28 protein-coding genes and 2 pseudogenes are annotated in these 26,821 nt (G+C 63.5%); 21 read left to right on the top strand and 9 right to left on the bottom strand.

The window, feature by feature from the left end; genetic code table 11:
* Nucleotides 1-17 precede the first annotated feature (17 nt).
* The 9 genes from ABRP86_RS00695 to ABRP86_RS00655 all read left to right on the top strand — a co-directional run bounded on the left by ABRP86_RS00695 (nucleotide 18) and on the right by ABRP86_RS00655 (nucleotide 9,397).
* Nucleotides 18-257: a glutaredoxin family protein gene (locus ABRP86_RS00695; protein WP_239268840.1), complete on the top strand. Its 240-nt coding sequence runs from the start codon at nucleotides 18-20 to the stop codon at nucleotides 255-257.
* A gap of 76 nt (nucleotides 258-333) precedes the next feature.
* Entirely contained in the window at nucleotides 334-1,668 is a 1,335-nt protein-coding gene (locus ABRP86_RS00690; RefSeq protein ID WP_239268838.1) for a glutamyl-tRNA reductase, read from the top strand.
* Nucleotides 1,669-2,565, top strand: a complete 897-nt coding sequence (gene hemC, locus ABRP86_RS00685) for a hydroxymethylbilane synthase (RefSeq protein WP_239268836.1) — start codon at nucleotides 1,669-1,671, stop codon at nucleotides 2,563-2,565. It abuts the gene before it with no gap.
* A gap of 209 nt (nucleotides 2,566-2,774) precedes the next feature.
* On the top strand, nucleotides 2,775-4,451 hold the full coding sequence (locus tag ABRP86_RS00680) for a bifunctional uroporphyrinogen-III C-methyltransferase/uroporphyrinogen-III synthase (protein ID WP_239268834.1): 1,677 nt from the start codon (nucleotides 2,775-2,777) through the stop codon (nucleotides 4,449-4,451).
* A 29-nt stretch (nucleotides 4,452-4,480) separates the two neighbouring features.
* Complete coding sequence (hemB, locus tag ABRP86_RS00675; protein WP_239268832.1) at nucleotides 4,481-5,464, top strand: porphobilinogen synthase; 984 nt, start codon at nucleotides 4,481-4,483, stop codon at nucleotides 5,462-5,464.
* A gap of 9 nt (nucleotides 5,465-5,473) precedes the next feature.
* Nucleotides 5,474-6,343, top strand: a complete 870-nt coding sequence (locus ABRP86_RS00670; protein WP_349862077.1) for a hypothetical protein — start codon at nucleotides 5,474-5,476, stop codon at nucleotides 6,341-6,343.
* On the top strand, nucleotides 6,340-6,894 hold the full coding sequence (locus ABRP86_RS00665) for a tellurium resistance protein TerC (protein ID WP_349862076.1): 555 nt from the start codon (nucleotides 6,340-6,342) through the stop codon (nucleotides 6,892-6,894). The genes ABRP86_RS00670 and ABRP86_RS00665 overlap by 4 nt, the downstream gene beginning before the upstream one ends.
* 85 nt (nucleotides 6,895-6,979) lie before the next feature.
* Nucleotides 6,980-8,014 (top strand): uroporphyrinogen decarboxylase, encoded by a 1,035-nt coding sequence (hemE, locus tag ABRP86_RS00660; RefSeq protein WP_239268826.1) that lies wholly within the window; start codon nucleotides 6,980-6,982, stop codon nucleotides 8,012-8,014.
* A complete protein-coding gene (locus ABRP86_RS00655) occupies nucleotides 8,015-9,397 on the top strand; it encodes a protoporphyrinogen oxidase (RefSeq protein WP_239268824.1) in 1,383 nt (460 codons plus the stop codon). It abuts the gene before it with no gap.
* A 419-nt stretch (nucleotides 9,398-9,816) separates the two neighbouring features.
* On the opposite strand, the gene ABRP86_RS00650 is transcribed toward ABRP86_RS00655, so the two are convergent.
* Together ABRP86_RS00650 and ABRP86_RS00645 are read right to left on the bottom strand one after the other, a co-directional pair.
* Nucleotides 9,817-10,857 carry an HNH endonuclease signature motif containing protein gene (locus tag ABRP86_RS00650; RefSeq protein ID WP_239268822.1) on the bottom strand — a complete coding sequence of 347 codons (1,041 nt, stop codon included), beginning with the start codon at nucleotides 10,855-10,857 and terminating at the stop codon, nucleotides 9,817-9,819.
* Nucleotides 10,858-10,972: 115 nt separating this feature from the next.
* Entirely contained in the window at nucleotides 10,973-11,812 is an 840-nt protein-coding gene (locus tag ABRP86_RS00645) for an NAD(P)-dependent oxidoreductase (RefSeq protein ID WP_349862075.1), read from the bottom strand.
* A 135-nt stretch (nucleotides 11,813-11,947) separates the two neighbouring features.
* Here ABRP86_RS00645 and hemL point away from each other — a divergent pair, with 135 nt between their 5' ends.
* From hemL to ABRP86_RS00610, 7 genes are all read left to right on the top strand, one after another.
* Nucleotides 11,948-13,258, top strand: a complete 1,311-nt coding sequence (gene hemL / locus ABRP86_RS00640; RefSeq protein ID WP_349862074.1) for a glutamate-1-semialdehyde 2,1-aminomutase — start codon at nucleotides 11,948-11,950, stop codon at nucleotides 13,256-13,258.
* A gap of 78 nt (nucleotides 13,259-13,336) precedes the next feature.
* On the top strand, nucleotides 13,337-13,945 hold the full coding sequence (locus tag ABRP86_RS00635) for a histidine phosphatase family protein (RefSeq protein ID WP_023025111.1): 609 nt from the start codon (nucleotides 13,337-13,339) through the stop codon (nucleotides 13,943-13,945).
* Nucleotides 13,945-14,562, top strand: coding sequence for a TlpA disulfide reductase family protein (locus tag ABRP86_RS00630; RefSeq protein WP_298693957.1), 618 nt, complete (start codon nucleotides 13,945-13,947; stop codon nucleotides 14,560-14,562). The genes ABRP86_RS00635 and ABRP86_RS00630 overlap by 1 nt, the downstream gene beginning before the upstream one ends.
* Complete coding sequence (locus ABRP86_RS00625) at nucleotides 14,563-15,366, top strand: cytochrome c biogenesis CcdA family protein (RefSeq protein WP_298693955.1); 804 nt, start codon at nucleotides 14,563-14,565, stop codon at nucleotides 15,364-15,366.
* Nucleotides 15,367-15,373: 7 nt separating this feature from the next.
* Nucleotides 15,374-17,005, top strand: a complete 1,632-nt coding sequence (locus ABRP86_RS00620; RefSeq protein ID WP_298693954.1) for a cytochrome c biogenesis protein ResB — start codon at nucleotides 15,374-15,376, stop codon at nucleotides 17,003-17,005.
* Between the two features lie 82 nt (nucleotides 17,006-17,087).
* On the top strand, nucleotides 17,088-18,182 hold the full coding sequence (gene ccsB / locus ABRP86_RS00615; RefSeq protein WP_298693952.1) for a c-type cytochrome biogenesis protein CcsB: 1,095 nt from the start codon (nucleotides 17,088-17,090) through the stop codon (nucleotides 18,180-18,182).
* On the top strand, nucleotides 18,183-18,440 hold the full coding sequence (locus tag ABRP86_RS00610) for a helix-turn-helix domain-containing protein (RefSeq protein ID WP_298693950.1): 258 nt from the start codon (nucleotides 18,183-18,185) through the stop codon (nucleotides 18,438-18,440). It begins immediately after the preceding gene.
* Here the strand turns inward: ABRP86_RS00610 and ABRP86_RS00605 are convergent.
* The gene (locus ABRP86_RS00605; protein ID WP_298693948.1) at nucleotides 18,437-18,712 is read right to left on the bottom strand and encodes a hypothetical protein; all 276 of its coding nucleotides are present in this window, start codon (nucleotides 18,710-18,712) and stop codon (nucleotides 18,437-18,439) included. The two genes, ABRP86_RS00610 and ABRP86_RS00605, sit on opposite strands and share 4 nt — an antisense overlap.
* Before the next feature lie 38 nt (nucleotides 18,713-18,750).
* Between ABRP86_RS00605 and ABRP86_RS00600 the strand changes: the two genes are divergently transcribed.
* On the top strand, nucleotides 18,751-19,074 hold the full coding sequence (locus ABRP86_RS00600) for a DUF4229 domain-containing protein (protein WP_298693946.1): 324 nt from the start codon (nucleotides 18,751-18,753) through the stop codon (nucleotides 19,072-19,074).
* Between the two features lie 7 nt (nucleotides 19,075-19,081).
* On the opposite strand, the gene ABRP86_RS00595 is transcribed toward ABRP86_RS00600, so the two are convergent.
* The 5 genes from ABRP86_RS00595 to ABRP86_RS00575 all read right to left on the bottom strand — a co-directional run bounded on the left by ABRP86_RS00595 (nucleotide 19,082) and on the right by ABRP86_RS00575 (nucleotide 23,158).
* The gene (locus ABRP86_RS00595; RefSeq protein ID WP_349862073.1) at nucleotides 19,082-19,987 is read right to left on the bottom strand and encodes a 1,4-dihydroxy-2-naphthoate polyprenyltransferase; all 906 of its coding nucleotides are present in this window, start codon (nucleotides 19,985-19,987) and stop codon (nucleotides 19,082-19,084) included.
* Between the two features lie 78 nt (nucleotides 19,988-20,065).
* Nucleotides 20,066-21,202: an o-succinylbenzoate--CoA ligase gene (gene menE / locus ABRP86_RS00590; RefSeq protein ID WP_349862072.1), complete on the bottom strand. Its 1,137-nt coding sequence runs from the start codon at nucleotides 21,200-21,202 to the stop codon at nucleotides 20,066-20,068.
* Nucleotides 21,203-21,268: 66 nt separating this feature from the next.
* The gene (locus ABRP86_RS00585; protein WP_023028231.1) at nucleotides 21,269-21,409 is read right to left on the bottom strand and encodes a hypothetical protein; all 141 of its coding nucleotides are present in this window, start codon (nucleotides 21,407-21,409) and stop codon (nucleotides 21,269-21,271) included.
* A gap of 15 nt (nucleotides 21,410-21,424) precedes the next feature.
* Nucleotides 21,425-22,393 (bottom strand): 1,4-dihydroxy-2-naphthoyl-CoA synthase, encoded by a 969-nt coding sequence (locus ABRP86_RS00580; RefSeq protein ID WP_349862071.1) that lies wholly within the window; start codon nucleotides 22,391-22,393, stop codon nucleotides 21,425-21,427.
* 303 nt (nucleotides 22,394-22,696) lie between these two features.
* On the bottom strand, nucleotides 22,697-23,158 hold the full coding sequence (locus tag ABRP86_RS00575; RefSeq protein ID WP_284628522.1) for a DIP1984 family protein: 462 nt from the start codon (nucleotides 23,156-23,158) through the stop codon (nucleotides 22,697-22,699).
* A gap of 104 nt (nucleotides 23,159-23,262) precedes the next feature.
* On the opposite strand from ABRP86_RS00575, the gene ABRP86_RS00570 reads away from it, so the two are divergent.
* The 3 genes and pseudogenes from ABRP86_RS00570 to ABRP86_RS11560 form a co-directional block, all read left to right on the top strand.
* The gene (locus tag ABRP86_RS00570) at nucleotides 23,263-24,285 is read left to right on the top strand and encodes an o-succinylbenzoate synthase (RefSeq protein ID WP_349862070.1); all 1,023 of its coding nucleotides are present in this window, start codon (nucleotides 23,263-23,265) and stop codon (nucleotides 24,283-24,285) included.
* A 134-nt stretch (nucleotides 24,286-24,419) separates the two neighbouring features.
* Nucleotides 24,420-24,541: pseudogene (locus ABRP86_RS11565) on the top strand (transposase-like zinc-binding domain-containing protein); the annotation flags it as partial.
* A 37-nt stretch (nucleotides 24,542-24,578) separates the two neighbouring features.
* A pseudogene (locus ABRP86_RS11560) lies at nucleotides 24,579-24,714 on the top strand (IS1249 family transposase); the annotation flags it as partial.
* Between the two features lie 158 nt (nucleotides 24,715-24,872).
* Here ABRP86_RS11560 and ABRP86_RS00565 read toward each other — a convergent pair.
* The gene (locus ABRP86_RS00565; RefSeq protein WP_239268790.1) at nucleotides 24,873-25,418 is read right to left on the bottom strand and encodes an OsmC family protein; all 546 of its coding nucleotides are present in this window, start codon (nucleotides 25,416-25,418) and stop codon (nucleotides 24,873-24,875) included.
* A gap of 227 nt (nucleotides 25,419-25,645) precedes the next feature.
* Here ABRP86_RS00565 and ABRP86_RS00560 point away from each other — a divergent pair, with 227 nt between their 5' ends.
* Complete coding sequence (locus ABRP86_RS00560) at nucleotides 25,646-26,815, top strand: ABC transporter substrate-binding protein (RefSeq protein ID WP_349862069.1); 1,170 nt, start codon at nucleotides 25,646-25,648, stop codon at nucleotides 26,813-26,815.
* The last annotated feature ends 6 nt before the right edge of the window (nucleotides 26,816-26,821 follow it).

Raw genomic sequence — 26,821 nt, 5'->3', positions numbered from 1 at the left:
AGGAGAATCCCGCCCCTATGTCCCAGCATCTAGTCGAGCTCATGGTGCGCCCCACCTGCGGTTCCTGTAAACGGGTAAAAGAGCAGATTACCCCCGTTATCCAGGAGGCCGGTGCCCAGCTGGAAGTGCGCAACGTGGAAGATAGCCGCGAGCTCGAGATGGAATTCGGTGACCGCGTTCCCGTTGTAGTGATAGACGGAGAAGAATTCGCCTGCTGGGAAGTCGATAACGAAGAGTTGGCTGCGGAGCTGCGCTGACGATTCGGGTTCCGCGCCCACGCGGGGTAGTCTTTGGAACCATTGCGGTCAATCAAAAGGTTGAGGAGTGTGGAGCATGAGCGTGCTCGTTGTGGGAATGTCCCACCAATCGGCACCCGTGGCGTTGCTGGAAAAATTGAGTATGGACGATGTGGTGCAGCATTCCGCTTGCGGGCGGTTGGTTGACACCGAGTCCCTTACTGAGGCGATGATCATTTCCACGTGTAACCGCCTCGAGGTCTATACGGTGACCAATTCCTTCCACACCGGCGTGCAGGACGTCATCCGGGTGCTGCAGGAAGTCTCCCACGTCGATGAGGAAGAGCTGCGCAATTACCTTTACGTGCGCTATGCCGATGCCGCCGCGGAACACCTCATGTCCGTTACCTCCGGCCTGGATTCGATGGTGGTGGGCGAGCAACAGATCATCGGTCAGGTGCGTTCTGCCTACCAGTCCGCCTCCGAGCAGGGCACGGTTGGCCCGCGCATCCACGCCTTGGCGCAGTCCGCGCTGCGTGCCGGCAAGCGCGTGCACTCGGAAACGGAGATCGATAAGGCCGGCGTCTCGATGGTGACTTTCGCCTTTGACCAGGCGCTGCAGCGCCTGAATACGGAGGATCTGCAGGGCAAGTCCGCGCTCGTACTCGGCGCCGGGGCGATGGCCTCGCTTGCGGCCACCCACGCCGGCCGGCTGGGCATCGGCGAGCTGGTGATTGCCAACCGCACCCGCGAGCGCGCCGAGCGCCTCGCCGGCCACGCTGAGGAGGCCGGCGTGCGCACCCGAGTGGTGGACTTTCAGGACCGCGCCACCGCGCTTGCCGATGTCGACCTTGCCATCTCCGCCACCGGCGCCGAGGGCTTTACCATTACCGCGGCCGACATACCACCTGCGCACCCGCTGATGCTCATTGACCTCTCCCTTCCACGCGATATCGATGACGAGGCAACGAAAATTGATGACGTGGACTTGGTGAATATCGAGCGCCTCAGCAAGTCCCTGTCTGCGGCCGCCACCGATGTCGCGGCTGGCACGGACCCGCACGAGCAGGCCCGCGCCATCGTGGATGAGGAGCTCGCCGCCTATACCTCCGCCCAGCGCGTGCGCGATGTGGCACCGGCTGTCAGCGCCCTGCACCGCCGCGCGGCGGACCTCGTGGAGTGCGAGGCGGCTCGCCTGCAGCAAAAGCACCCAGAGCTAGAGGGCAAGCAGCTTGCCGATGTCCAAGGCGCCCTCAAGCGCGTCGCCGACAAGCTGCTGCATGAACCGACGGTGCGGGCGAAGAAGCTGGCGGCATCGGATAGCAGTTTTAGCAGCGAAAATGCCCTGCAGGAACTCTTTGGCCTGCAGCTGGAAGGCTCCGGCGTTGCCGTGGCCGTCAATGAATTGCCCACGCTGAATAAGGAGGCGTAAATGTTCCAGATTGGTACCCGTGGCTCCAAGCTCGCCACCACCCAGGCAGGACACGTCCGCGATTGGCTTATCGATGCCGGATTCGATTCCGAACTCCACATCGTCACCACCGCCGGCGATACGAATATGGCCCCGGTCGAGCGCATCGGCGTGGGCGTATTCACCCAGGCGCTGCGCGAGGCGCTGTACCGCGGCGAATGCGATATCGCCGTGCACTCTTTCAAGGACCTGCCCACGGCCGAGGATGATCGCTTCCGCTTGGTCATCCCGCAGCGCCAGGACAGCCGCGAGGTGCTGGTCGCCCGCGATGGGATGACCCTGATGCAGCTGCCAGAGGGTGCGCGGGTGGGAACCTCGGCGCCGCGCCGCATCTCCCAGCTGACCGCCCTGCGCCCGGACCTGGAGATCCGCCCGCTGCGCGGCAATATCGATACCCGCATGTCCAAGGTGACCGACGGCGAGCTTGATGCCGTGGTGCTGGCCTATGCCGGCTTGCTGCGCGGCGGCTACGAGGATCGGGCGAGCGATATCTTCGATCCAGAATTATTCATGCCCGCCCCAGCCCAGGGTGCACTGGCCATCGAGGCCGCCGCCGGCACCGAGGCGGCCGCGGCACTGGACGCCATTGTTGATGATCAAGCCACCTCCGCCGCCCTTGCCGAGCGCGCCGTTCTCGCCCGCCTCGAGGCGGGCTGCACCGCGCCCGTGGCCGCTACGTCCCGCTGGAACGGCGATCAACTCACGGTGCGCGGCGGCGTCTTTGCGCTGGATGGTTCCCGCCAATTGACCGCCACCGCCTCCGGCGCTGCGACGGACGCAGCGGAAGCGGCGGAGTTGGGCACGCGGGTCTCTGATGAGCTTTTCGCCCAAGGCGCGGCCGACCTGCTAGGTCAGTAATTTCTACTTTAAGCGCTAATAATTTAAGGTGTAGATACCATAGATCATTTTTTGCAATGATACCCGGCCCCCTTTAAGGGCATCCCAGGACGTCGCGCCTGGGATTTTGGCCGTTATGACCTTGATACCCACCGACGGCGCGGGGAGAAACACTGCAGGCGATCATGTCCGTGTGCGGTGCCGCGGGCCCAGATCTAGAAAAGAACTTTATGAGCAATGCTGTGTCAGACACCCAGTTGGGCAAGATCGTCTTCGTGGGCGCTGGTCCGGGAAACCCAGACCTGCTGACCGTCCGCGCCCGCGAAGTTCTGGCCAATAACGCTATCGCCGTGGCCGATCCGCAGGTCATGCAGGGCGTGCGCGATGCCGTCGCCACCGCGCTGCCCGTCCCGCAAGAGCTGCTGGACGCCGCGGAAGAGGAATACGCGCAGATGTGCGCAGATGCCAAGGCCAAGGGCGCGCGCCGCAAGCCGCCCCGCCCGCCGGCACCGACCGCCGCGGTGCTCTATACACCGGGCGAGGACATCGTAAGCCAGCTGCGTGAGTGCCTTGCGGAGGCCGATGGCGAGGACGTCATCCGCCTCGTGACCGGCAACCCGCTCAACCGCGAATCCATCAAGACCGAGATCAACGCCGTGGCCTCCGCCGGCCTGGAATTCCAGGTCGTGCCGGGCATGTCCCTGCCCTCAACTGTGCCGTCCTTTGCCGGGCTGGCGCTCGGATCGACGTACACCGAAGCCGATGTCACCGATGGCGCCGACTGGGACGCGCTCGCCAATGCCACCCAGCCCATCGTCTTGCAGGCCACCAAGGAAGATTTGGCGGAGATTTCCACCGAGCTGCAGCAGCGCGGCATGCCGGCAGAAACCGAGGCTTTCGTGACCGTCCACGGCACCACGCGCCTGCAGCGCACGTACGAGACGACGCTGGGGACCATCGCCAAGCTGGACGCGGATTTGTCCGGCCCGTTGGTGGTCACGCTCGGCCGCAGCATCGATGACCGCACCAAGTACTCGTGGTGGGAAAACCGCCCGCTCTACGGCTGGCGCGTGCTGGTGCCGCGCACCAAGGAACAGGCCGGGCCCATGTCCGCGCGCCTGGCCGGCTACGGCGCCATCCCGCAGAACGTGCCGACGATTTCCATCGAGCCGCCGCGCAACCCGGCGCAGATGGACCGCGCCATCAAGGGCATCGTCGAGGGCCGCTACAAGTGGATCGTCTTTACCTCCGTCAACGCCGTGACCGCCGTGTGGGATAAGATTTCCCAGCTCGGCCTGGACGCGCGCGATTTTGCCGGCGTGCATCTTGCCGCCGTGGGCACCAAGACCGCCGATGCCATCCGCGCCAAGGGCATGGTGCCGGAGCTTTTGCCGCACAAGAAGAAGCAAAACGCCGAGGGGCTGCTCGATGTCTTTCCCAATTACGTCGAGGACATCGACGCCGTGAGCCGCGTGCTCCTACCGCGCACCGATATCGCCGCCGATACGCTTGTCGATGGCCTCCAAGCCCTCCAGTGGGACGTCGACGACGTCGTGGCCTACCGCACCGTGCGCGCCGCCCCGCCCTCGGCAGAAATCCGCGACATGATCAAGACTGGTGGCTTCGACGCCGTGGCCTTTACCTCCGGTTCCACCGTGCGCAACCTGGTGGGCATCGCCGGCAAGCCGCACCAGCGGACGATCATCGCGTGCATCGGGCCATCGGCAAGCGCAGCAGCAGAAGAGCTGGGCCTGCGCGTCGATGTCGTGCCAGATGTTGCGGACGTGCCCGCGCTTGTCGATGCCCTCGCCAGCCACGTCGCCGCCCTCCGCGCCGCCGGTAACCTGCCCGCGCCCCGCAAGAAGCGTCGCGCGCGCAAGAAGACTACTAAGGTCGAGAAGGCGTAAGTTTTTAGTCTCGCTCTAAGGAGTACCCAATGAGCTCATTTCCTGCCCGCCGCCCCCGCCGCCTGCGCTCCACGCCGCAGATGCGCAACCTCGTCGCCGAAACCACGCTGCGCCCATCGGACTTAATTCTGCCGATGTTTATCGCAGACGGCCTCGATGAGCCGAATGAGATTTCCTCCATGCCCGGCGTGTACCAGCACACGTTTGACTCGCTGCGCCGCGCGACCGAGGAAGCCCTCGAGGCCGGCGTTACCTGCGTGGACCTGTTCGGCGTTCCGCTGGAAAAGGACAAGGACGCCACCGGCTCCGTGGCCTGGAATCCCGACGGCATTTTGAACCGCGGGATTGCCGCTCTGCGCGAGGAATTTGGCGATGACCTCATCATCATGGCCGATACCTGCCTTGACGAGTTCACCTCGCACGGGCACTGCGGCGTCCTCGATGACCAGGGCCGCGTGCTTAACGATGAATCCGTCCAGCTCTACCAAAAGATGGCCCGCTCCCAGGCCGAAGTCGGCGCGCAAATCATTTCGCCGTCTGGCATGATGGACGGCCAGGTTGGCGCCATCCGCGCTGACCTCGATGAGGCCGGGCGCGACGACGTCTCCATCATGGCCTACTCCGCGAAGTACGCCTCCGCCTTCTTCGGCCCCTTCCGCGAGGCCGTCGGCTCCTCCCTAGAGGGCGACCGCCGCACCTACCAGCAGGACCCCCGCAACTTCCGCGAATCCCTCCTGGAGGCCGAGCTCGATATCGAGGAGGGCGCCGACTTCGTCATGGTCAAGCCGGGCTTGCCGTATTTGGATGTCTTGTCCGCAATCGCGGAGACTTCCTCGGTACCCGTCGCCGTGTACCAAGTCTCTGGCGAGTACGCGATGATCAAGGCCGGTGCCGCCAACGGCTGGGTCGATGGCGAGGCCATCATGCTCGAGTCGCTCACCGCCTTCAAGCGTGCCGGTGCCGATCAGATCCTGACGTACTTCGCCACCGAAGCCGCACGCCTGCTCAAGTAAAGGATTCTTGTGACACAGCCTTCTTCTCGTCCGTCGCCGCAGCCCGCTTCGCCGGAGCCGGGCGATCCGGGGCCGCAGCCTGGGTCGCCGCAGGCCGGCCGCCCGGGGCCACAGCGCGATAAGCAGCGAGAGCCTCAACGAGAATCGCGGCCTAAGCTGCAGCCTGGGCCGCCGCAGCCCGGTGACCCGCGTGACCAGCGCGGCAAGGGCTCGCAGGGCGGCGCCAAGCGCCCCGAGACTGTGGTCTACATGCTGTGGCTCTGGTTGGGCGTCGTCGCCGGCGAGACCGTCCACCAGATCCTCAACGTGGTGCTGACCCTGCTCAACCACGATGTGCTCATGGCGCAGGCCAAGCAGATGGTCGAAAGCACCTCGGGTGGCGAAGACGGCGAGGAAGTATCGGATTCCTTTATCGAAATGGCCGCCTATGGATCGGTGGCTCTGTCGGCCGCCATTGCCGTCGGCGTGTTGGTGCTGCTGCTCTTTTTGCTGAAGTCGCTGGCGGGGCCATCAAAACGCGCGGGCACCTCGCGCCGCATCTGGTTTGCCTTTTCCATTTACTTCGGTTTCCGCATCCTGCTGACCTTCATGGTCACGCCCGCGGGCGCTGACGTCCCCGACTGGCTCTTTGCCGCCGACGGCATGGTGCAAATCTTGGTCGGCGTCGCCGCCGTATTGGGGCTCATATTCTCCGTTAAGCCCGACACCCTCGACTACACCGGCGAGCTGGAGCAGATGCGCGAGCTGGAGAAGGAACTCGAGCAGGCGCGACGGGATAAGGAGCGCGAGAAACGCGAAAAGCAGGAGGCCAAGGAGAAGGGCGGCAGGGACAAGTCCTCCCAGCAATCGCTTGGCGATGACCACAAGGACAACCGATGACCAGCATGTTCCCCGGTCACGGCCGGCGCGATGATGACCAGAACGGCGGTTCTGCGGACAAGAATCATCGCCCAGGGCCTCGCGATTATAACCGCCCCGTGCAGAACACCACCCAGAATCAAGACCTGTCCGTGTGGCCGCGCCCGCTCCAGTGGGCGTACTGGGTACTCGTTGTTGCCGCCGTCATCATGCTGGTCAGCGGCATGGTCGGCATCTTCGGCGGAGGCGGCGAGCAGATGGAGCCTTCGGATTCGCGCATCGCCGAGTATGTGCGGTCGAACCGCCTTTTCGTCTCGGTATTTAATATCATCGGCGCGATCATTCTGGCGCTCTTTTCTGCCCAACTCGCCAACGGATCGAAGTGGGCGCGCCGCATTATCTCCCTCGTCATTGCGATTGCCCTTTTCTTCAACATTGCAGCCTTGGCGCTTGGTATCGGCGGGCTCGGCCTGCTGCTTATCGCCGTGACGCTGCTTATCGCGGTGGTTCTGCTCTTCCGACCCCAGTCCAACCGGTTCATTGCCCACCGCAGCCTCCACGGGCGGGGCTGACGGGCGCTGATCGTACGATTGACGCGCGAGGGCAAAGGCGCGGCAAATTAGCCCCTGCTCCAACTTTTGATTCATAATGAAGAGTATGTCTCGACTTAACCGCGCCCCCATTATTGATGCCGCGCTCGGCCGCACCCCCTCCCGTCCGCCAGTGTGGTTGATGCGTCAAGCTGGTCGCTCCCTGCCGGAGTACCGCGCCGCCCGCGAGGGCATCGGCATGCTGGACTCTTGCTTCATGCCGGAACTCCTGGCAGAAATCACCCTGCAACCGGTGCGCCGCCACGACGTGGACGCTGCCATTCTCTTTTCCGATATCGTGGTCCCACTCAAGGCCGCCGGCGTCAACGTTGACATCGTGCCCGGCCGCGGGCCGGTGATGGAGAAGGCGGTGAGGGAGAAGGGGGACATCGGCAAGCTGCCTATTCTGGAAGCTGACGTGCCTGAAGTCGCCCAAGGCATTGCGGGCATCCTCGACGAGCTGACCGAAACCCAAGCGCTTATCGGCTTCGTCGGTGCGCCATTTACCCTGGCCAGCTACCTCATCGAGGGCGGGCCGTCCAAGAACCACGAGCGCACCAAGGCGCTCATGCACGCCGAGCCCGAGACGTGGCATATGCTCATGCGCCGGCTCGTGCCCACCATCATTAACTTCCTGCGGGTGCAGGTCGATGCCGGCATCGACGCCATGCAGCTTTTCGATTCCTGGGCCGGCTACCTCAACGAGCGCGACTACCGCGAGTTCGTGCTGCCGTATTCGCAGGAAATCCTCGCCAGCGTCGATATTCCGCGTATCCACTTCGGCGTGGGCACCGGCGAGCTGCTACAGGCGATGTCCGAAGCCGGCTCCGAGGTCATGGGCGTGGACTACCGCGTTGCCATGGACGACGCCGCCCAGCGCGTGAACTCGCGCGTGCTGCAGGGCAACCTCGACCCGGCGCTGCTTTTTGCCGGCGACGATGCCGTGCGCCAGGCCGTGCGCACCATCCGCGGCGAGGTCGAGCGCGCCCAGCAGCGCGGCGATATCGACACCCATATCTGGAACCTTGGGCACGGGGTGCTGCCCACCACCGACGCGGAGGCCATTACCCGCGCCGTATCCATCATTCACGAGGAGGGCTAAATGCGTATTGCCATCATCGGTGCCGGTCTCGCCGGCCTTACCGCCGCCTACGAACTGCGCGATCACGACGTCGAGGTTTTCGAGGCCGCCGGGCGCATCGGCGGCAAGCTGTATTCCGTGCCGTTTAATGACGGCCCCACCGACATGGGCGCCGAGGCCTTCCTCGCTCGGCGGCGCGATGCCGTGGAGTTCTTCCACTCCCTCGGCCTTGCCGGCAGTTTAGTTGACCCGTCAGGTTTGCGCTCGCTGGTCTACAGCGGGGAGCTCAAAGCCCTGCCGCAGGGCGGGGTGATGGGCATTCCGTCGCATTCCGAGCCGGTTGCGCACCTGGTTTCGGAGGAGACGGCGCGGCGCATCGATAACGAGCAGCCCTTCGAGTGGACCGTGGGCGGCGACGTTTCGGTCGGTGAGTTGGTGCGTCAACAATACGGCGGCGACCTAGTGGACCGCGTGGTTTCCGCGCTGCTGGGCGGAGTGTACTCATGCACCGCCGATGACCTGGGCCTGCGCGCCACCATCCCCACGCTTGCCGATGCCCTCGATGCCCTCGCCGCCTTCGGCCCCGTCACCCTTTCTGCGGCCGTGCGCTCCCTCGAGGAAGCCCGTGCGGATAACCCCAGCGGTTCCGGGCCCGTTTTCCAAACCTTCCGCGGCGGCTACGCCGAGGTTTACGAGACCCTGGCGGAAAAATCCGATGCGAAGATTTTCGTTGACACGTTCATTTCTGGCATCACGCGCGATGGCGATAAGTTCCGCCTGACCGGCGCGCCGGGCGATACCGAGCCCTTCGACCGCGTGCTGGTAGCTACCCCGGCACCGACTGCCGCGCGGCTGCTGCCCAAGGTGGCTCCGGACGCGGCGACGCGGTTGAAGGGGGTGAAGCTGGCGGCATCGGCAGTCGTGGGCCTCAAATTCGAGTCTGACACCGATCCCTCCGGCACCGCGCTGCCGCAAAACTCCGGCATCCTCGTCGCCACCGACCAAGATGACGTGCACGCAAAGGCGTTTACGATGTCATCGCGCAAATGGCCCCACCTGGCAGAGCGCGGCGGGGCGCTGGTGCGTGCCTCGTTCGGCCGGTTCGGCGATGACGCCATCGTCCGCGCCGAGGAAGACGACCTCGTGGACTACGCCCTCGATGACCTGCAGCACCTGACCGGCTTCGACGGCCGCGCGGCTGGCGTTGCCGAAATCTTCACCCAGCGCTGGTTCGGCGGCCTGCCGCGCTTTGATGCCACCCACCTCGACACCGTGGCAGCCGTGCGCGATGCCTTGTCCCAGTCCCCAGGTGTCGACGTCACGGGGGCTTGGGCCGGCGGCGTGGGCGTTCCTGCGGTCATCGCGGATGCGCGCGCTGCTGCCGCCCGCATCGCTGGCAGCTAGCTCGCGTGGTTGGCACCCGCATTTAGCATCAGAACCTGGTCTCGGCTGCAACTAGCGCCGGCTGCAACTGGCGTCGGTTGTAGCTAACGCAGTCGGTGGCTGGCGCTACCGGTGATTAAGAATCGCCGGCGGTCCCGTACTTGAACCGTGTCGCGGTCCGGAGCTGGAGCGCGACGGTTTTGGGCATGCCTAAACAGGCAGCAGGGTTACTGCTGCCTGAACAGGCGTTTGCGGCCGATTCCGCGCGTGCGGAAACCTGACATGCGCGCAGATAATTGGCATGTGTGAGGGCCTGTCCCTCGGCCGGGAATGGTGGCGGGACCTGGGCGCGAGGTTCCAGTGCTGGGAACCGGTGCTAGAAACCAGCGCTATGGGGCAGTGCCGGAAGTCCGTGCTGGGGCCTATGCTAGGTGCGAGCACTAGGTTTCGGCGCTCGGGTCGGGCACGGCTTCGGGCACGGTGTCGGCCCAGGGTGGTTGCCACACCACCCGCCCGCGCCTGCGGGCGAGGCGACCGCGGCGCGGCGGTGCATTCGGGTCGTCGTCGTTGACGCCGTTGTGGTACGGGCAGCAGGCTGCAAGGTTGGCCATATTGGTATCGCCGCCGCGCTGCCAGGCTTCCAGGTGGTGGATTTGGCACTTATCCGCGGGATAGTTGCACCGCGGCCACGGGCAGACGGGATTTTCGGCGGCGGCCATGAGCCGCTGTTTCTCGTTGGCCATGCGCTCGGTGCGGTAGAGGTTTACCGCGCCCTCGAAGGGATGCACGAGGGTGATAAGGCCGCGCTCGGAAAGGGTGCGCGCGACCAATTCGGCGCCGGTGAGCCGCGCGCCGTTGGTGAGTTGGATGGTGATTTCTTCGCCGTCGCCATCGATGATGCGGTCGAGCTCGTCGAGCGTGATGATCGCATTGGTCGTCACCGTGGGGTGCGGGGCGGCGGAGCCGGAGAAAAGCCCCGCGACGGAGTCTAAGGGTGCATTTTCGTCCAGGTTGGACTCCAAGTCAGCGATGAGGGCGGAGGGCCCGGTAATCGCGAGCGTCCACGGCGCATCCTTGCGGCGTCGAATGCGCACGCCGGGGCGCGGCGGGGTGGGCGGATTAATCTCGCGCAGCTTCTTGCGCGCGAGCTTTTCCATCTCATCGGTATCCGCGGCGGTGCGGCAGAGCTCCACCCGCAGCTGCCATGCCTGGCGCTTGGTCTTGGCGCGAGTGGCGTAGCGCTCGATGACCTCGAGCGTTGGCAGCGCGTGGGCGCGTTCGCGAGCGGCGGCCACGGCGCGGCGTTGTTGCCGGGAAAAGGAGGTGGGGGAGAAGAAGGCATCGGCAAGCGTGAGCAGCGTGCGCGCCGTACGATTCGGCGCACCGGCCGCGCGCAGCTCGCGGGCGGACATGCCTGTGCACCCGGCGACGATGTCGATGCCGGGCGCCAGGGCCGCGAGGTATGCCTGAAGTGCTGTCATGCCCCGCAGCTTAAGGTGATAGCGCAACTAAAGCGCGGCGCGCGAGCGCAGCCTGTGGATAACTCGCCCGAAAAGCGCTAAAAGGCCGCGGTTCGTTGACGCGACATGTGAATAACTAGCCCTTATTGCGGAAAACGAAGATGGATGAGAAGTCCTGGTTCCCGTGGCCCATGTCCTGCATCTCGGCGAAGCGCTCGATGGCAGCGGATACGGCGGGCAGGGGCTTATCGGAGGTGCTCTCCATGAGCTTGGCGTCCTTGGCCAGGGCGTCGACGGTGAAATCGCCGGGGTCGGTATTGCGTTCGCCGGTGATGAATGGGCCTTTCATCTTCGACATGAACGACAGGCCGGTGATGTCGAGCATCTGCAGGATGACCTCGGAATCGAGCCCCTCGGATTCGCCGAGCTGCAGGGCCTCGAGCAGGCCTTCGGCGGTCACGGCGAGGGCGAGGTTGGCCAGCAGCTTGCCGATGGCCGCCGTCGCCGCCGTTTCCACCCCAATCAGCTTCTCTTCGCCGGCCCAGGCCTCGGCAAGGCCGAGGGCGACCTCGCGGCGGTCATCGTCGGGCGTGCCGACATAAACGCCCAGGTTGCCCTCGCGCGCCGGCCCCAGCGAGCCCACGACGGGGGAGTGGACGTAGGAGTCGACGGCGGCGGCGAACTCGCGGGCATCGTCAGGCGAGACCGTCGTGGTGTCGATCCAGGTAATGCCCTCGGGGATAAGCTGCGGCTCGATGATCACCTCGCGGATCTGGTCGGGGCCGAAGAGGGAGGTGATGATGACCTCGGCGCCCTCGATGGCCGCGGCAGGGGTATCGGCGCGCGCCGCGCCCTCGTCCACGAGCGGTTGCGCGCGCTCAGCGGTGCGGTTCCACACCGTCAGCTCGTGCTCAGATAGTAGGTGGCGGGCAAGCTCGGTGCCCATGCGTCCGGTTCCTAAAAATGCGATCTTCATACCTCCCCAGTGTGCCATCTCAGCGGGAACGCCGTTTCTATGACGTATCACGGAAACGCGGGAAAGCTTAGTGGGTTGCTGTGAATTCCACCGACATGCACAGTCAAACTTTTGTATGGCGCGCGAGTCGCTAGAATGACAGACATGCCTAATACTTCCCAGTCGCAACAGTGGTTCGAGCGTTCCTCCAAAGTGATCCCGGGCGGGGTGAACTCGCCGGTGCGCGCTTTCGGCTCCGTGGGCGGCCAGGCCCGCGTGATTGAGCGGGGCGAGGGATCGCGCCTGTGGGATGTCGACGGCAATGAGTACGTCGACCTCGTAAGCTCCTACGGCCCGATGATCCACGGCAACGCGCACCCGGAAATCGTCGAGGCCGTGCAGCGGGCTGCCACCGGCGGGCTGAGTTTTGGCACGCCGACAGAGGGTGAGGCGCTGCTGGCGGAGGAAATCGTCAAGCGCACTGCGGCCGATAAGGTGCGCATGGTTAACTCCGGTACGGAGGCGACCATGTCGGCGGTGCGTTTGGCCCGCGGTTACACCGGCCGCGCAAAGGTGCTGAAGTTTGAGGGTTGCTACCACGGGCACGTGGATGCGTTATTGGCATCGGCGGGCTCGGGCGTGGCGACGTTCGGCCTGCCGGATTCGCCGGGCGTTACGGGTGCGACGGCGAAGGACACCATCGTCGTTCCTTATAACGATCTGGATGCGGTGCGCGAGGCCTTCGCAGAGAACGAGGGCCAGATTGCCTGTATCATTGCGGAGGCCTCTGCCGGCAATATGGGCACCGTGGCCCCGAATGAGGGCTTCAACACGGCGCTGAAGGAAATTGCGCATGCCGATGGCGCCCTGCTCATCCTCGACGAGGTCATGACCGGCTTCCGCACCTCGTATAAGGGTTGGTACGGCGTCGATGGCGTGGCGGCGGACTTGGTGACCTTTGGCAAGGTGGTTTCCGGTGGCTTGCCGGCTGCGGCCTTTGGCGGTCGCGCCGAGGTCATGGACTACCTGGCGCCGGATGGTCCGGTCTACCAGGCGGGCACCTTGTCCGGTAATCCGGTGGCGATGGCCTCGGGCCTGAAGTCGCTGCAGCTTGCCGATGAATCCCTCTACCCCCGCCTGCAAGAAAAGGCCGACCAGCTCGGCGCGATGATTTCTTCCGCGCTGGAGGCCGAGGGCGTGGCGCACCACATTCAGCGCGCGGCATCCATGTTCTCCATTCGCTTTGCAGAGGGCGAGGGCCGCAACTTCGCGGACATGCAGTCCGCGGAGAACTTCCGCTTTGCCCCGTTCTTCCACGCGTTGCTTGAAAACGGCATCTACGTGGCACCGAGCGCGTTCGAGACTTGGTTCGTCTCTGATGCACTTGGCGATGCCGACTTTGAGCGCATCGATGCCGCCCTCAAGCCCGCCGCGAAGGCCGCGGCCGCAGCGCGTCCCGCACAATAAGATCTGCGCAACAAGATCTGCGCAACAAGGTCTGCGCAACTAGGTCTGCACAATTAGGCCTGCTCAACAAGGAGAGACATGACACGCACCATCGTTCACCTCGTGCGCCATGGCGAGGTACACAACCCGGGCAAGATTCTGTACGGGCGCATTCCGGGCTATCACCTATCCTCGCGCGGGCATTCCATGGCCGCGCGGACGGCGGAAAGCTTCCGCGATCATGATGTGACCTATTTGGCGGCCTCGCCGCTGCAGCGCGCGCAGGAAACGGCGCGGCCGATTGCGCAGGTGACGGGGTTAAATGTGGACGTCGATAAGACGCTCATTGAGTCCGGCAACCAATTCGAGGGCTTGCGCACCAAGGGCCTGCGATCGGCGCTGTGGAACCCGCGGCACTGGCCCAAGCTGACTAACCCGCTGGAGCCGTCGTGGGGTGAGGCGTATGAGGGCATCGCCGAGCGCATGCTCGGTGCGGTCGACCGCGCGCATACCGCGGCAGAAGGCCACGAGGCCGTGCTGGTGAGCCACCAGCTGCCCATCGTGATGGTGCAGCGCACGGTGCTGGGCCAGCGCCTGCCGCATGCGCCGTGGAACCGCGAGTGCGCGTTGGCCTCGGTAACCTCGCTGCTTTTTGAGGATAACCAGGTCACCGATATCTTCTATTCCTCGCCGGCGCAGGAGATTTAATGGCACGCACACGCACCCGTGCGGCAACGCGCGTTGTGGCAGCCGCGCTTTCTATAACCGCCCTGACCTTGACCGCCTGTACGCAGGACGCCGACAATGCACAAAACGCGGTGGCTACCGGCGGCGAGTTTGAATTCATCTCCCCGAGTGGGGAGCGGGAAATCCACTACGAGGAAGCCGATAGGAAACCGCTGCGCAGCTTCAGCGGCGCCGATGTCCGCGATACGGATAAGACCATTTCTTTGGACGATTACGAGGGCCAAGTCGTGGTCTTGAATTCTTGGGGCCAGTGGTGCGCGCCGTGCCGCGCTGAGGCCGATGACCTGCAGGCGGTGCACGCAGAGCTGCAAAAACGCGACCTGGGTACGGTCTTAGGCATCAACGTGCGCGACTATAACCCGCAGGTATCCAATGACTTCTTGGACGATAACGGCCTGGAGTACCCCTCCATCTATGACCCGCCGTTTAAGACGGCCGCGGCGCTCGGCGGCGTGCCTACGTCCGTGGTGCCGACCACGATCGTCTTGGATAAGCAACACCGTCCGGCTACCGTTTTCTTGCGGTCCATCACTACCGATGACGTGATGGATGTTGTGGATAAGTTAGAAAAGGAATAAATGGATTACGCAGCAAATATCGGCGGTTCGTTTGCCGAGGCTGCCACCTCCGGCCCGTTGATCCTCGGCATCCTCGCCGCGGCTCTGGCGGGTCTTGTCAGCTTTGCCAGCCCCTGCGTCATCCCGCTGGTGCCCGGCTATATCTCCTACCTCGCCAGCGTGGTTGGCGGTGAGGTGAGCTATGACGAGAAGCTGGGGGTGGGCGTCGGCAAGCGCAGGCAATGGGCCGTCGTGCTGGCGGCAGCGCTGTTCATCTTGGGCTTTACCGTGGTCTTTGTGCTGGCGACGGTCTCGGTCTTTGGCGCAATTTCTGCGCTCACGCTCAACGCCGATACGCTGATGCGCGTGGGCGGCGGCGTCACCATCTTGATGGGCGTGGTTTTCCTAGGTGCGATTCCGGCGCTGCAGAAAGACACCCGCCTGGCGCCGAAGCGCTGGACCACGTGGCTGGGCGCGCCGCTTTTGGGCGGCGTTTTCGCGCTGGGCTGGACGCCGTGCCTGGGACCCACGCTGGCGGCGATTGTGTCCATTTCCGCCGGCACCGAAGGCGTGACCGCAGCCCGCGGCGCCTTGCTCATCGTGGGTTATTGTCTGGGCCTTGGCCTGCCGTTTCTGCTGGTGGCGCTGGGGTCCGCGCGGGCGATGCGCACCATCTCGTGGGCCCGCAAGCACTCGCGCACCATTCAGATTATCGGCGGCGTGGCGATGATCCTCGTAGGCCTTGCCCTGATTACCGGCCTGTGGGGCGAGTTTATTTCCTATATCCAGAAATGGACCGTGGACTACGGCGCAACCCTCATTTAGGAGAAACGTGAAATATATCCGCAAAGCCTGGCGCTGGCTTATCAGCATGCGCACCGCGCTGGCCCTGCTTTTCCTGCTGGCGCTTGCCGCCATCCCCGGCTCCCTCTTGCCGCAGCGCGATCTGAACGAGCAGAACGTGCAGGAGTTCATCGAATCCAATGGCACCGTGGCGGAAATCTACGATAAGCTGCAGCTTTTTGATGTCTTTTCCTCCATCTGGTTCCAAGCCATCTTTCTGCTGTTGACGGTCTCGCTCATTGGCTGCATCATTCCGCGCTCCATCGATCACTACAAGGCGTGGCGCACGCAGCCCACGCGCGCGCCGAAGTACCTGCACCGCCTACCGCTCAGCGCCGAGGGGCATTCGGGAAAGAGCGAGGAAGAACTCAGCGCGGAGATCCACAAGCGCCTGAAAAAGTGGCGCGTGGCCGAATACACCCCGGATGAGGACCGCGCCGGGGTGCACGCCTTTTCCGCCGAGCGCGGCTACGGCCGCGAGCTGGCCAACCTCATTTTCCACGTCGCGTTGGTGGCGATCCTGGTCACCGTGGCCGCCGGCCGCCTGGTCAACTACGAGGGCCAGGTCATCGTGGTTACAGAGTCCGGTTCGCAGGGCGGCAATACTTCGCTGGAGCAGTCCACGGAGTTTTGTAATACTTCCACCTCGAACTTTGACTCCTTCCGGGCAGGACCGCTTTTCGATGGCACCGGGCTCCACCCCTTCTGCATGACCGCGCACGACTTTACCGCGAAGTACCTGCCCAATGGCCAGGCGGAGATGTTTACTTCCAACGTTTCTTACGCAGAGGGCGACGATATTTATAAGGATTCTTCCGAATGGAAGGACTATGAGCTCAAGGTCAACCACCCGCTGCGGCTGGCGCAAAACCGCGTCTACCTGCAGGGGCATGGCTATGCGCCGACGGTGACGGTGGAGTGGCCGGATGGTGAAAAGCGCACGCAGACCATCCAATTCCAGCCCACTGACACGACCTTCTTCCTGTCTTCGGGCGTGCTGCGCTTTGACCCGCCGGCGGGCATGTACCCGGATCTTTTCGAGCGCCGCCAAAACCAGCTGGCCATCCAAGGCCTCTTCGCCCCGACGGCCGAGTGGAGCGGTGAAAACGGCAAGCTTTTGCAGTCCTCCCACCCGGGCCTGAATGATCCGGCGCTGGCGGTCGATATTTACCGCGGCGATGCCGGCCTCGATACAGGTACCCCGCAGTCGCTCTTTTCGCTGGATTCAAGCCTCGTGCACTCCGGGCAGCTGCAGAAGATCGACCGCGTGAACCTGAGCCAGGGCGATGACGTCACGCTTGACGATGGCACCAAGATCACCTTCAACGGCGCCAATGAGTTTGCCAATTACCAGGTCTCCTATGACCCATTCCAGAAGTGGGTGCTGGTGTCAGCACTTGTCATGCTGGTATCCCTCGTGGCCTCGTTGATGATTAAGCGCCGCCGCGTCTATATTCGCCTGCGGCCGGATTCCGCTGGTGGTACCGCCATCGAGATGGGTGGTCTCGCCCGCACCGACCGCGCCGGCTGGTCCGAGGAATTCCACGAGCTGCACCGCGCGCTCTTGGAGCTTCCGGATCCAGATGAGGTGGAAGAAGACAAACTCTATACTGATGATTGATCCAACTATAGTTGGATCCCGCTGTGTGCATGAGTAAGGTAATCAGCATCATCCCGCACGTGTGAAGGCTAGGTGGACTCCCTTGCAGATCGATCAGAATCTGTCGAACTTCTCGGATCTCGCGGTGCAGACCGCATTCGTGGTGTACTGCGTCGCGCTTCTTATGTCGCTGTTGTACTACGGCCGCATACGTAGCCTCATCGAGGCGCGTCGCGTCAACCGCTCGGAGGCGTCCAAGGTATTGGTCGGCGCCGGGGCCGAGGCTGCCGCGGCTGCTCCCGCCGCCGGGGCTGGCGGCGGCGATACCGGTGCTGACGCTGCAACCGGCACGGGCGCAACGGATGTAGGCACCGACTACGAGGCTGAGGCGGCGTCTGCGGCCGCAACCTTGAGCGAGGAAGAAGTCGCGGAGAAGGAACGCAAGCTGGATAAGCTCGGCGGCATGACCAGCTCACTGATGTGGGTTGGCATTGCCCTGCACGCCGCGGCCATCGTGCTGCGCGGGCTGGCCACGGGCCGTTTCCCGTTTGGCAACCTTTACGAGTACGTGTTGATGGTGTCCTTCGGCGTGCTCTTGGTGGGCAATATCGCCATGCAGCGCAAGGAATGGCGCACGGTCTGGCCGTGGATCCTTACCCCTGTGCTGGCGCTGATGTTTTACGGCTCCACCAAGCTATATGCGGAGTCCGCACCTGTGGTGCCGGCCCTGCAATCGCACTGGCTGCCCATTCACGTCACGGTGGTGTCCTTGGGCGCGTCCATCGGCATCATTTCCGGCATCATCTCGCTATTGACCCTGTTGCGCCAATGGCAGCCAAAAAACGCGGAGCGTGGCATCTTTGGTGCTCTGGCTTATCCGCTGCCATCCGCGGCCAAGATTGACCGCTTGGCGTACCGCTTGGCCGTTATCACCCTGCCCACCTTGGGCCTGGGCATCATCTTGGGCGCCATCTGGGCCGAATCCGCGTGGGGTCGCTTTTGGGGCTGGGATCCGAAGGAAACCATGTCCTTTGCCACCTGGATTCTCTATGCGGCCTACCTGCACGCGCGGGCGACCCCGGCCTTCCGCAAGGCGGCGCCGTGGATCAACGTTTTGGCCATGGCGGCGATGGTATTCAACCTCTTCTTCATCAATATGGTGGTCTCCGGCCTGCACTCCTATGCGGGGCTGAACTAAATGGCCACGAACCATAGCCCGCGCAATAAGCAGGGTAAGCCCGCCGGCGATAACGAGCTCATCCTGGGCTTGGGCGCGCAGATTGCGCAGCGGCGGCGTGAGTTGGGCATCGTCCAGCAGCAGCTTGCCGATGCCGCCCACATCTCCCGCTCCACCCTCCACACCATCGAACACGGTGGGGCAGGCGTGCGGTGGGAAAAGGTTACCGCCGTGGCAGAAGCGCTGGGACTTGAGATTCGGTTCGTGCCAAAGGATTAATCCTGGTTGTCGTTCTGGCCCTTTGAACCATTGTTGCCGTCGGCGTCGCGAGTGCGGCGCTGGCGGCGTTTTTCTTCCTCGGCCTCCTGCCTGCGGCGCTGCTTGAAGCGCTCCTTTTCCAGGTTCCACAGGAATTCCTCGTCATCATCGGGGCCCTTGATGGAACGCGGTTGTTCTTCAACCTGGCGGGACTTCCAGGATGATGGCCCAAAGGCCTTCCACACCAGGTAGGCGGCGAGGACAAAAAGCAGTAGGAGGATTAGTCGACCCATGCAGATTATTCTACCTGTACGGCGTACAATCGACCCCCATGACGCACAACCCTGAGCCACCGAAACCGGACCCCGAACTGCGCCGTCGCTCCCGCAAGGCGCTATGGAAATACGGGCTCGCGCGCGTGGTGCTTTTTATCGCGCTCACCGCGGTCATCGAGCTGCTGGCGGTAGCGATTGGTTTCCCCATCCCTATCCTCATGGCAGCGCTCCTGGCGCTCTTTGTCGCCCTGCCGCTATCGATGCTGATCTTTAAAAACTGGCGCATCGAGGCCACGCAGACGCTGGCGGAATACTCCGCGCAGCGCAAGGCACACAAGCGGTGGGTGCAGGCCGAATTGGAAGGCCGCGCGGAGGCCTAGGCGCGGACTAGACCAGGGCGACGGCGATGGCTTCGATCACTGCCCAGATGAGCATGGCGCGCCCGGTCAGCCCCAGCACGGGGATGAGCTGGGGCCCAGTGTCACCGCGATTGACGGTGCGCACCGCGCGGAGTGCAAACGGGAAGTAGACCAGGCCAGCGAGCGCGAGCCAGCTGCCGAAGGCGACCGCGATGGTAAGCACGAAGGGCAAGAGCAGCAGGCCGGTAAACAGCAGGCGGGCGTTCTTATTGCCCAGCCGCACCGCGAGGGTGATCTTGCCGGCCTCGGCATCGGAGGGAATATCGCGGATATTATTGACCAGGTTCACCCCGGAGCTCATGGCGCCGATGCCGATGGCCAGGGCTAGGCCGGTCCAGGAAATGCGGCCGGCTTGGGTAAATTCGGTGCCGAGCACGGCGACGAGGCCGAAGAAGACAAAGACGGCGATCTCGCCCAGGCCGCGGTAACCGTAGGGGTTCTTGCCGCCGGTATAAAACCACGCGCCGGCGATGCACAGCGCGCCGATGAGGATGAGCCACCAGGCACCGGCCGCCAGCGACAGGATGATTCCGGCTAAGCCTGCGACGGCAAAGCACCCGAACGCGGCGTATTTCACGTGGCGCGGCTGCGCAAGTCCGCTGCCGGTCAGCCGCTGCGGGCCGGTGCGGTCATCATCGGTACCGCGGATGCCATCGGAGTAGTCATTGGCATAGTTCACGCCGATGATAAGCGCCCACGCCACGATGAGCGCGAGCAATGCGCGGCCGATATGCCCGCTATTAATGCCGAAGGCCGCGCCCGTACCTGCGACAACGGGTGCGAAGGCATTGGCCCACGTATGCGGGCGGGCGCCATTGATCCAATCCTGTGCGGTAGCGGAATAATTACCGGCTGATGAAGTCATAGCCACCATTGTGCCACTGGGCTAGCAGCGTTCAGCAATCAGGAAGCCGGGGCCGGGGCTGGAGCCGGAGCCGGGCCCCGGTGGAGGTTAGGCGCTAAAGAGGGCGGCGACGGCCTGGCGGTCGACCTTGCCAGGGCCGGTGGTGGGAAAGTCCGCGAGGCGCTTTAAGTCCTTAGGCAGCTGCCAGCGGGGGAGTTCGGCGTCTTCGAGGGCCTCGAAGATATCGCCAAGCTCGGCATTACCGGTATAGGCGGCCACGATGGCCTGGCCCAGCCGCGGGTGCGGGATGCCGAGGACGCACGCCTCGTCAACCCCCGGCACCCGGAGGATCTCGCGTTCCAAGACTTCTGGGTGCAGCTTCAGCCCGCCGGAGTCGATGACATTATCGAGGCGCCCGGTGACGGTGAGGATGCCGTCTTCGATGACGCCGGCATCGGATGTGGCAAACCACCTATTCCCGGGAAACGCCTCGTGGCTCGGGGCATTGCGGTAGCCCCGCGCGATGGTGGGCCCGCCGAGCAAGATGCGTCCATCCTGGACGCGGGCGGTCGTCCCAGGCAGGGGGCGGCCATCGTAGACGCAGCCGCCGGCGGTTTCGGAGGAACCGTAGGTGGTCGTGATAGTGATGCCCCGGTCCGTGGCCGCGGCGTGCAGGCGCGGGTGGATGGCGGCACCGCCCACCAAGATGGCATCGAAACTCTGGAGCGCGTCGATACCTTCCGGTGTATCCATGGCCTTGGCCAGCTGCAGCGGGGTCAGCGCGGTGTAGGTGCGGTCGCCGGTGCGGGAGAGCTCCGCGGCGGCGCGGGAGAAGGCGGAGATATTAAAGCCCGCGCTGAGATCGAGGCAGAGCGGATCCACCCCGGCCACCAGGGAACGGATGAGGACCTGGATGCCGGCGATGTGGTGGGCGGGCATCGCCAAGAGCCATTGCCCAGGGCCACCGAGGACCTGGTGGGTGGCATCGGCGCTGGCCACCAGGTTGGCCGGCGTTAATTGCGCGCCCTTTGGGGTGCCGGTGGACCCGGAGGTGGAGACCACGAGCGCGATGTCCTCGGCGATGGGCTCGCCGGCGCGCTGGGAATTGCGCAGGAGGGTGGCGCGGGTGGCATCGGCAAGCGGCAGCGGCAAAAAGCAGGACCTACCGGCAATGGCGGATTCGAGGTCCGGCAGGATGGCCGCGGGGTCGTGCGGATCGACGGGCAAGGGGGCGAGGATAGTCACGGCACTAGATCTTAGGGCCACGGCGGGACAAACCCCGGTTGCGGCCGGGGTGAGTCGATACAGGGATCAGCGGTAGGTGTCTTCTTGATCAAAGGGCCGCTCGTTATTGGCCTCAGCCTCCTTAATGCGGCGCAGCATCCACACGCGGGAGCCGAGAACGCCCGCGACGGCGAGGACCGCGAGCAGGATACAAAATGCGATGAGCACGGTGCGGGGCACTCCTTAGTAGTAGTACGGGAACTCGTCCCAGTTGGGCTCGCGCTTGTCCAGGAAGGCCTGCTTGCCCTCGACGGCCTCATCGGTCATATAGGCCAAGCGGGTGGCCTCGCCGGCGAAGACCTGCTGGCCCATCAGGCCATCATCGGTGAGGTTGAACGCGAATTTCAGCATGCGCTGGGCGGTGGGGGACTTCATATTGATTTCCTGGCCCATGCGGATGGCAGCGTCCTCCAGCTCACCGTGGTCCGCGACCTCATTGACCGCGCCCATCTCATACATGCGCTGGGCATCGTACGTGCGGCCCAAAAAGAAGATCTCGCGGGCGAATTTCTGGCCCACCAACTTGGCCAGATAGGCCGATCCATAGCCCGCATCGAAGGAACCGACATCCGCGTCCGTCTGCTTAAAGCGCGCCTCCTGGCGGGAGGCCACGGTCATATCGCAGACCACGTGCAACGAGTGCCCGCCGCCGGCGGCCCACCCATTGACCACGGCGATAACCACCTTGGGCATGGTGCGGATGAGGCGCTGGACCTCCAGGATGTGCAGGCGGCCGCCTTCGACCTTGGCGCGGGCCTCATCGACGCTGGATTCATCCGCCGTGGCATCATCGTGGGCGTGCTCAGTGGCGTAGCGATACCCCGAGCGGCCGCGAATGCGCTGGTCGCCGCCGGAACAAAACGCCCAGCCGCCATCTTTTTGCGAGGGCCCATTGCCGGTAAGCAAGATCGTGCCCACATCCGGCGTGCGGCGGGCGTGATCCAAAGTGCGATACAGCTCATCCACGGTGTGCGGCCGGAAGGCATTGCGCACCTCCGGTCTGTCGATGGCGATGCGCACGATGCCATTCTTCCGACCGTCCGCCGCCAGACGGTGGTAGGTGACGTCCGTGAGATCCCCAAAGCCCTCAACCGGGCGCCACAATTCCTCACGGAATGGATTATCGGTGCTGTATTTCTTCTGCTCGCTCATAGCGCCCAGCATAGTGGGCGCGAAAAAGTTTAGTCCCCATTCCCAACCCTCACCTCTACGCACTGCCCAGCATGCTGGTAATAATCGATACTCAATAACTGCGAGGGGGTTACCCCGCAATGTACCCGTGTACCCTATGCCGGCGCGGTCATCAATACCGTGGGAAGACTCGAACTTCCTCAACCCTTTAACGCCAAAGGGTGCCTAGATGTCCTCGAATTTCCCCTCGAAGGCGGGGGCATACTCGCTGCAAGTGCGTAAAGGCTACCGCCACGCGCGCAGCGTGGCATGACTAAAGCTTCGCTATGGAGTTATCAGTTCCGTATTCCAGTTCAACTGCTGGATCCGGGTATCAAGCTCCCGGTACTGCTTGGACAGGTCATCGACCCGTTTGCGCAGTTCTGCTACCGGAAGCGTGGCCACGAACTTAATCTCCGCGCGGGAGTAGCGGTCCTGGCGCGCGCCCGCGGCTTGGGCGAGATCGTGGTAGATGCGGCGGGTGCGCACGAGGCCATCGCGAAGCGCCAGCGCCTGCATCAAGTTTTTCTCGCCATCAAAATCGGTAGCCACGTTCGTGGCATTGATGGCTTGCACGAGCTTATCGATGCGCCCGGTAATGCCCTCCAACTCGCGCAAAAGCTCGGCTGGATCCTCGTCCGGGGTATCGCCCTCCTGCACGCGCACGACGGAGAGCAGGCGCTCGCGCAGCTCATTGAGCCGTTCCTGCGCCTGCGCGCGTTCTGCTAATGCCTCTGCCAGTAACATGGTTCCTCCTTCAGGGTAGGTAGGAACCAACGTAGTCTGGGTGGGGGCTGGGGTCAATGGGTTGTGGTCCGCATCGCGGGCGGCGTGCCAGCTATCATGACCTTATGAACATCGATGACGTTCTCGACCGCGCCCACGTAGTCTCCCTCCCGCTGGCCGTGAAGTTTCGCGGCATCACCACGCGGGAGGCGTTGCTCATTGATGGGCCTGCCGGTTGGGGTGAATTTGCGCCGTTCCTGGAATACGGGCCCGCGGAATCGGCCGCGTGGCTGCGCGCCGGGCTGGAGGCCGCTTACGAGGGATTTCCGGAGCCGGTCCGAGAGTGGGTAGAGGTCAACGCCACCATTCCCGCCGTTCCCGCCAGCGAGGTACCCGCGATCGTGGATCGCTATCCAGGCTGCCGGACGTTCAAGATCAAGGTGGCGGAGAAGGGCCAGACGCTTGCCGATGACATCGCGCGCGTCCATGCCGTCCGCGAACACGTGAGTGCCCGGGGCGTTATCCCGGTGCTGCGCGTGGACGCCAATGGCGGCTGGAGTGTGGCCGAAGCGGTAGAGGCAGCCCAAGCACTCATGCCGCTGGACTATATGGAACAACCCTGCGCGAGCGCGGAGGAACTCGTGGAGGTGCGCAGGCAGCTCATGCACAACGGGCTTTTTGTGCGCGTGGCCGCGGATGAATCCATTCGCAAGGTGGAGGATCCATACCGCGTGGCGGATCTGCAGGCGGCAGATGTAGCGGTGGTTAAACCCGCTCCGCTAGGCGGGGTGCGCCGCGTCCTCGAGGTGGCACAGCACCTGCGCGAACGGCACATGGACATTACGGTGGCCTCGGCGCTGGATACCTCCATTGGTATCAATATGGGCTTGGCAGCGGTGGCGGCGTTGCCGCAAATCTATGATGACGAGGACATCGACGTCACCCCGGCTGCGGCGGGCCTGGCCACGGGAAGCCTTTTCGAGGAAGACGTCACCGCGCCGCGTCAGCTACACGACGGGCACCTGCGCGCCGAGATCCTCGCCCCTGAACCGGACCGCCTGTCCGCCTTGGCCGCCCCGGCCAACCGCCGCGACTGGTGGTTCGAGCGCCTGCGGGAATCGGGCCTAAACGACAGGATGTGTTGGTGAAGTTATATGTTTAGCCCGTCTGGCCTGCTGGTATTAGGATTATTTCACTTATCCGGAGACATAACGCAGCCTCGGACCTGAAATACCGCCGGGGGCGTGCTGATGTGCTAAGCGCTGAGGTTCACGATGAATGGATGAGTAAGAATCATCCTCGATGCCCCGTCTGTAGCGAGGTGTGCACCAAAATACGGGACTACAAGCACCTATGCACCAGCGATGGCGATGGAACGCCTGTAAAGCCACTGTCACTCGCGCTAGAGGCCGACCCAGGAAAGTGGGCGAATCAGGGCGCAGACCCACGAGCCAAAGCACACACCCTAGCCAACCAAGAAACACAAGCCACCATCGGCCGTGAATACGGCCGACCAGCAACTTTCGACAGTTGCCTACAACCACTCTATGGGAATACGCAAAGGCCACATGCCCTAAACCACGCAGTCCACCAACACAAAATGTCGTTTACCCCGACACGCCAGAAAACAACACATTTTGTCGTTTAACCCGGGAATCGTGGCAATTCCTGTAGTTGCGCCTAAAGCATAAGAAAAGCGCCTGGCACGTGCCAGGCGCTTTTATCTATCTAAACCTTAGACCAACTCGTGGGTGAGGTTGGCCGGGCGGGTGTAGGTATTAACAACCGGGGACCACTTGATGGCGTCGTCCACGATCTTCTGTAGGGTCTCCTTGTCGGCGTCGCCGTCGATGTTGACCTTAACGTTGACGTCAGAAACGCCCGGGCGCTTGTCCTCGCCCAAGTCACCAACGCCCCAGGTTGGGGAGAGGTCGATGTCGCCAACGATGTCGAGCTCCAGCTTGGTCAGGGTAACGCCGCGGTGCTGGGCGATGGCCTGGATACCAACGTTAATGCAGGCGCCAAGACCAGCCTGGGCGACCTCGGTGGGGTTGGGTGCGGAGTCATCGCCAAGCAGCGGCAAAGGCTCGCCCACCTTGATGGTGTGGTCGCGCACGGTGGTGTTATTGCGGAAGAAACCGTCAGCCTCGGTGTGGGTGCGGACGTGCTTCTTAGCACCCTCAGGGTTGTCGATGTTCTTCTGTGCTAGGTCGTTGAGCTTCTCGCCGTCGATGGGCTCGAGAGCGTCGCCTTCGTTGTGATTCGGGGTGAGATCAGACATTAAATTGCTCCTTGTATCAGATGTTTATTAACTGATGGCGCCATCGTAACGCGAAGGCACATATAAATCTAGAACAAGGGGTCTATTTTGTGGAGAAAGGCAGGTCTAGAGTGAATATAAATGTGTGCACCGCATTTGCTGACCTGTGAATTTAGAAATTGACACCTTGGTACACCTAGCCTAGGTTCATTCTGAACAAACCACTTGGTCTAGTTAAGAAAGAACGTATGGTGCATAACCGGAACCTGTCGCGACGGCAGATACTGCGCAGCGCGATGGCAATGGGCGGGGTAGCACTCGGCTCGCAGGTGCTATCCGCATGTTCCACGCCGCGGCAGGGGGACAATGCCCAGTCCGGAAAATCCGAGCAGGGCGGGGAAACCCTCACCATCGGATTCGTGCCCATTGCGTGCGCGTCCCCGCTGGTCGCCGCCGACGGCCTGGGCGCCTTCGCAAAGCAGGGCCTCAACGTTGAGCTGCGTAAATTCGCGGGATGGGCAGACCTCTGGACCGCCTATGCCACCGGCGCCTTAGACGTGGCGCACATGCTCTCGCCCATGCCGCTGGCCATCGATGCCGGGGCGACCAATGCCTCCCGGCCCACTGAGTTGGCCTTTACACAAAACACCAACGGGCAGGCACTGACCTTGTCCACCTCTCACATGGATACCGTGTCGCGGCCGGCGGACCTGAAGGGCATGGTGCTGGGCATCCCCTTTGAGTATTCGGTGCATGCCCTCTTGTTGCGCGATTACCTCGTGGCCGGCGGAGTGGATCCGGTCTCTGATGTGGAACTGCGCCTCTTGCGCCCGGCCGATATGGTGGCGCAACTTTCGGTAGGTACTATCGACGGCTTCATTGGCCCAGAGCCCTTCAACCAGCGCGCCCTAACTACCGGCTCAGGCCGCGCCTTTGTTCCCACCCGCCAGATGTGGGATAACCACCCGTGCTGCTCGGTGGCCGTGGCAAAGGAAGTGGACCGGGACGTGCGCGACCGCGTGGTCGCGGCGCTGCACGAAGGCGCGCAGTACGTCGATAGCCCGCACCACGTCCATGAATCGGCCTCCATGCTGGCCAAGGAGAAGTACCTGAATCAGAAGGAAGAGCTGATCTCGCGGGCGCTGGCCGGAAATTACACCACCTGGGACGGCAAAGACCTGGTGGATCCACAGATGATTAAGTTCGGCGGCAGCACCTCTGCCACCGCAATTACGTGGATGGCCGCCCAAATGGCCCGCTGGGATCTGGGCGGAAAGGCAATGCCGATGGATGATCAAGCGCTCATAGACGTCACAAAATCCGTCTTGCCGCGCGAGGCCGATCTCACTACGGACCCAGTGGAAATCAACGGCCATACCTTCGATCCCCTGCACCCCACCGCCGGATACCAGCGTTAAGGACCC

The sequence above is a fragment of the Corynebacterium sp. KPL3927 genome (assembly GCF_040225835.1).
Taxonomy (GTDB): Bacteria; Actinomycetota; Actinomycetes; order Mycobacteriales; family Mycobacteriaceae; genus Corynebacterium.
This window is presented reverse-complemented; position numbering and strand designations above follow the sequence as displayed.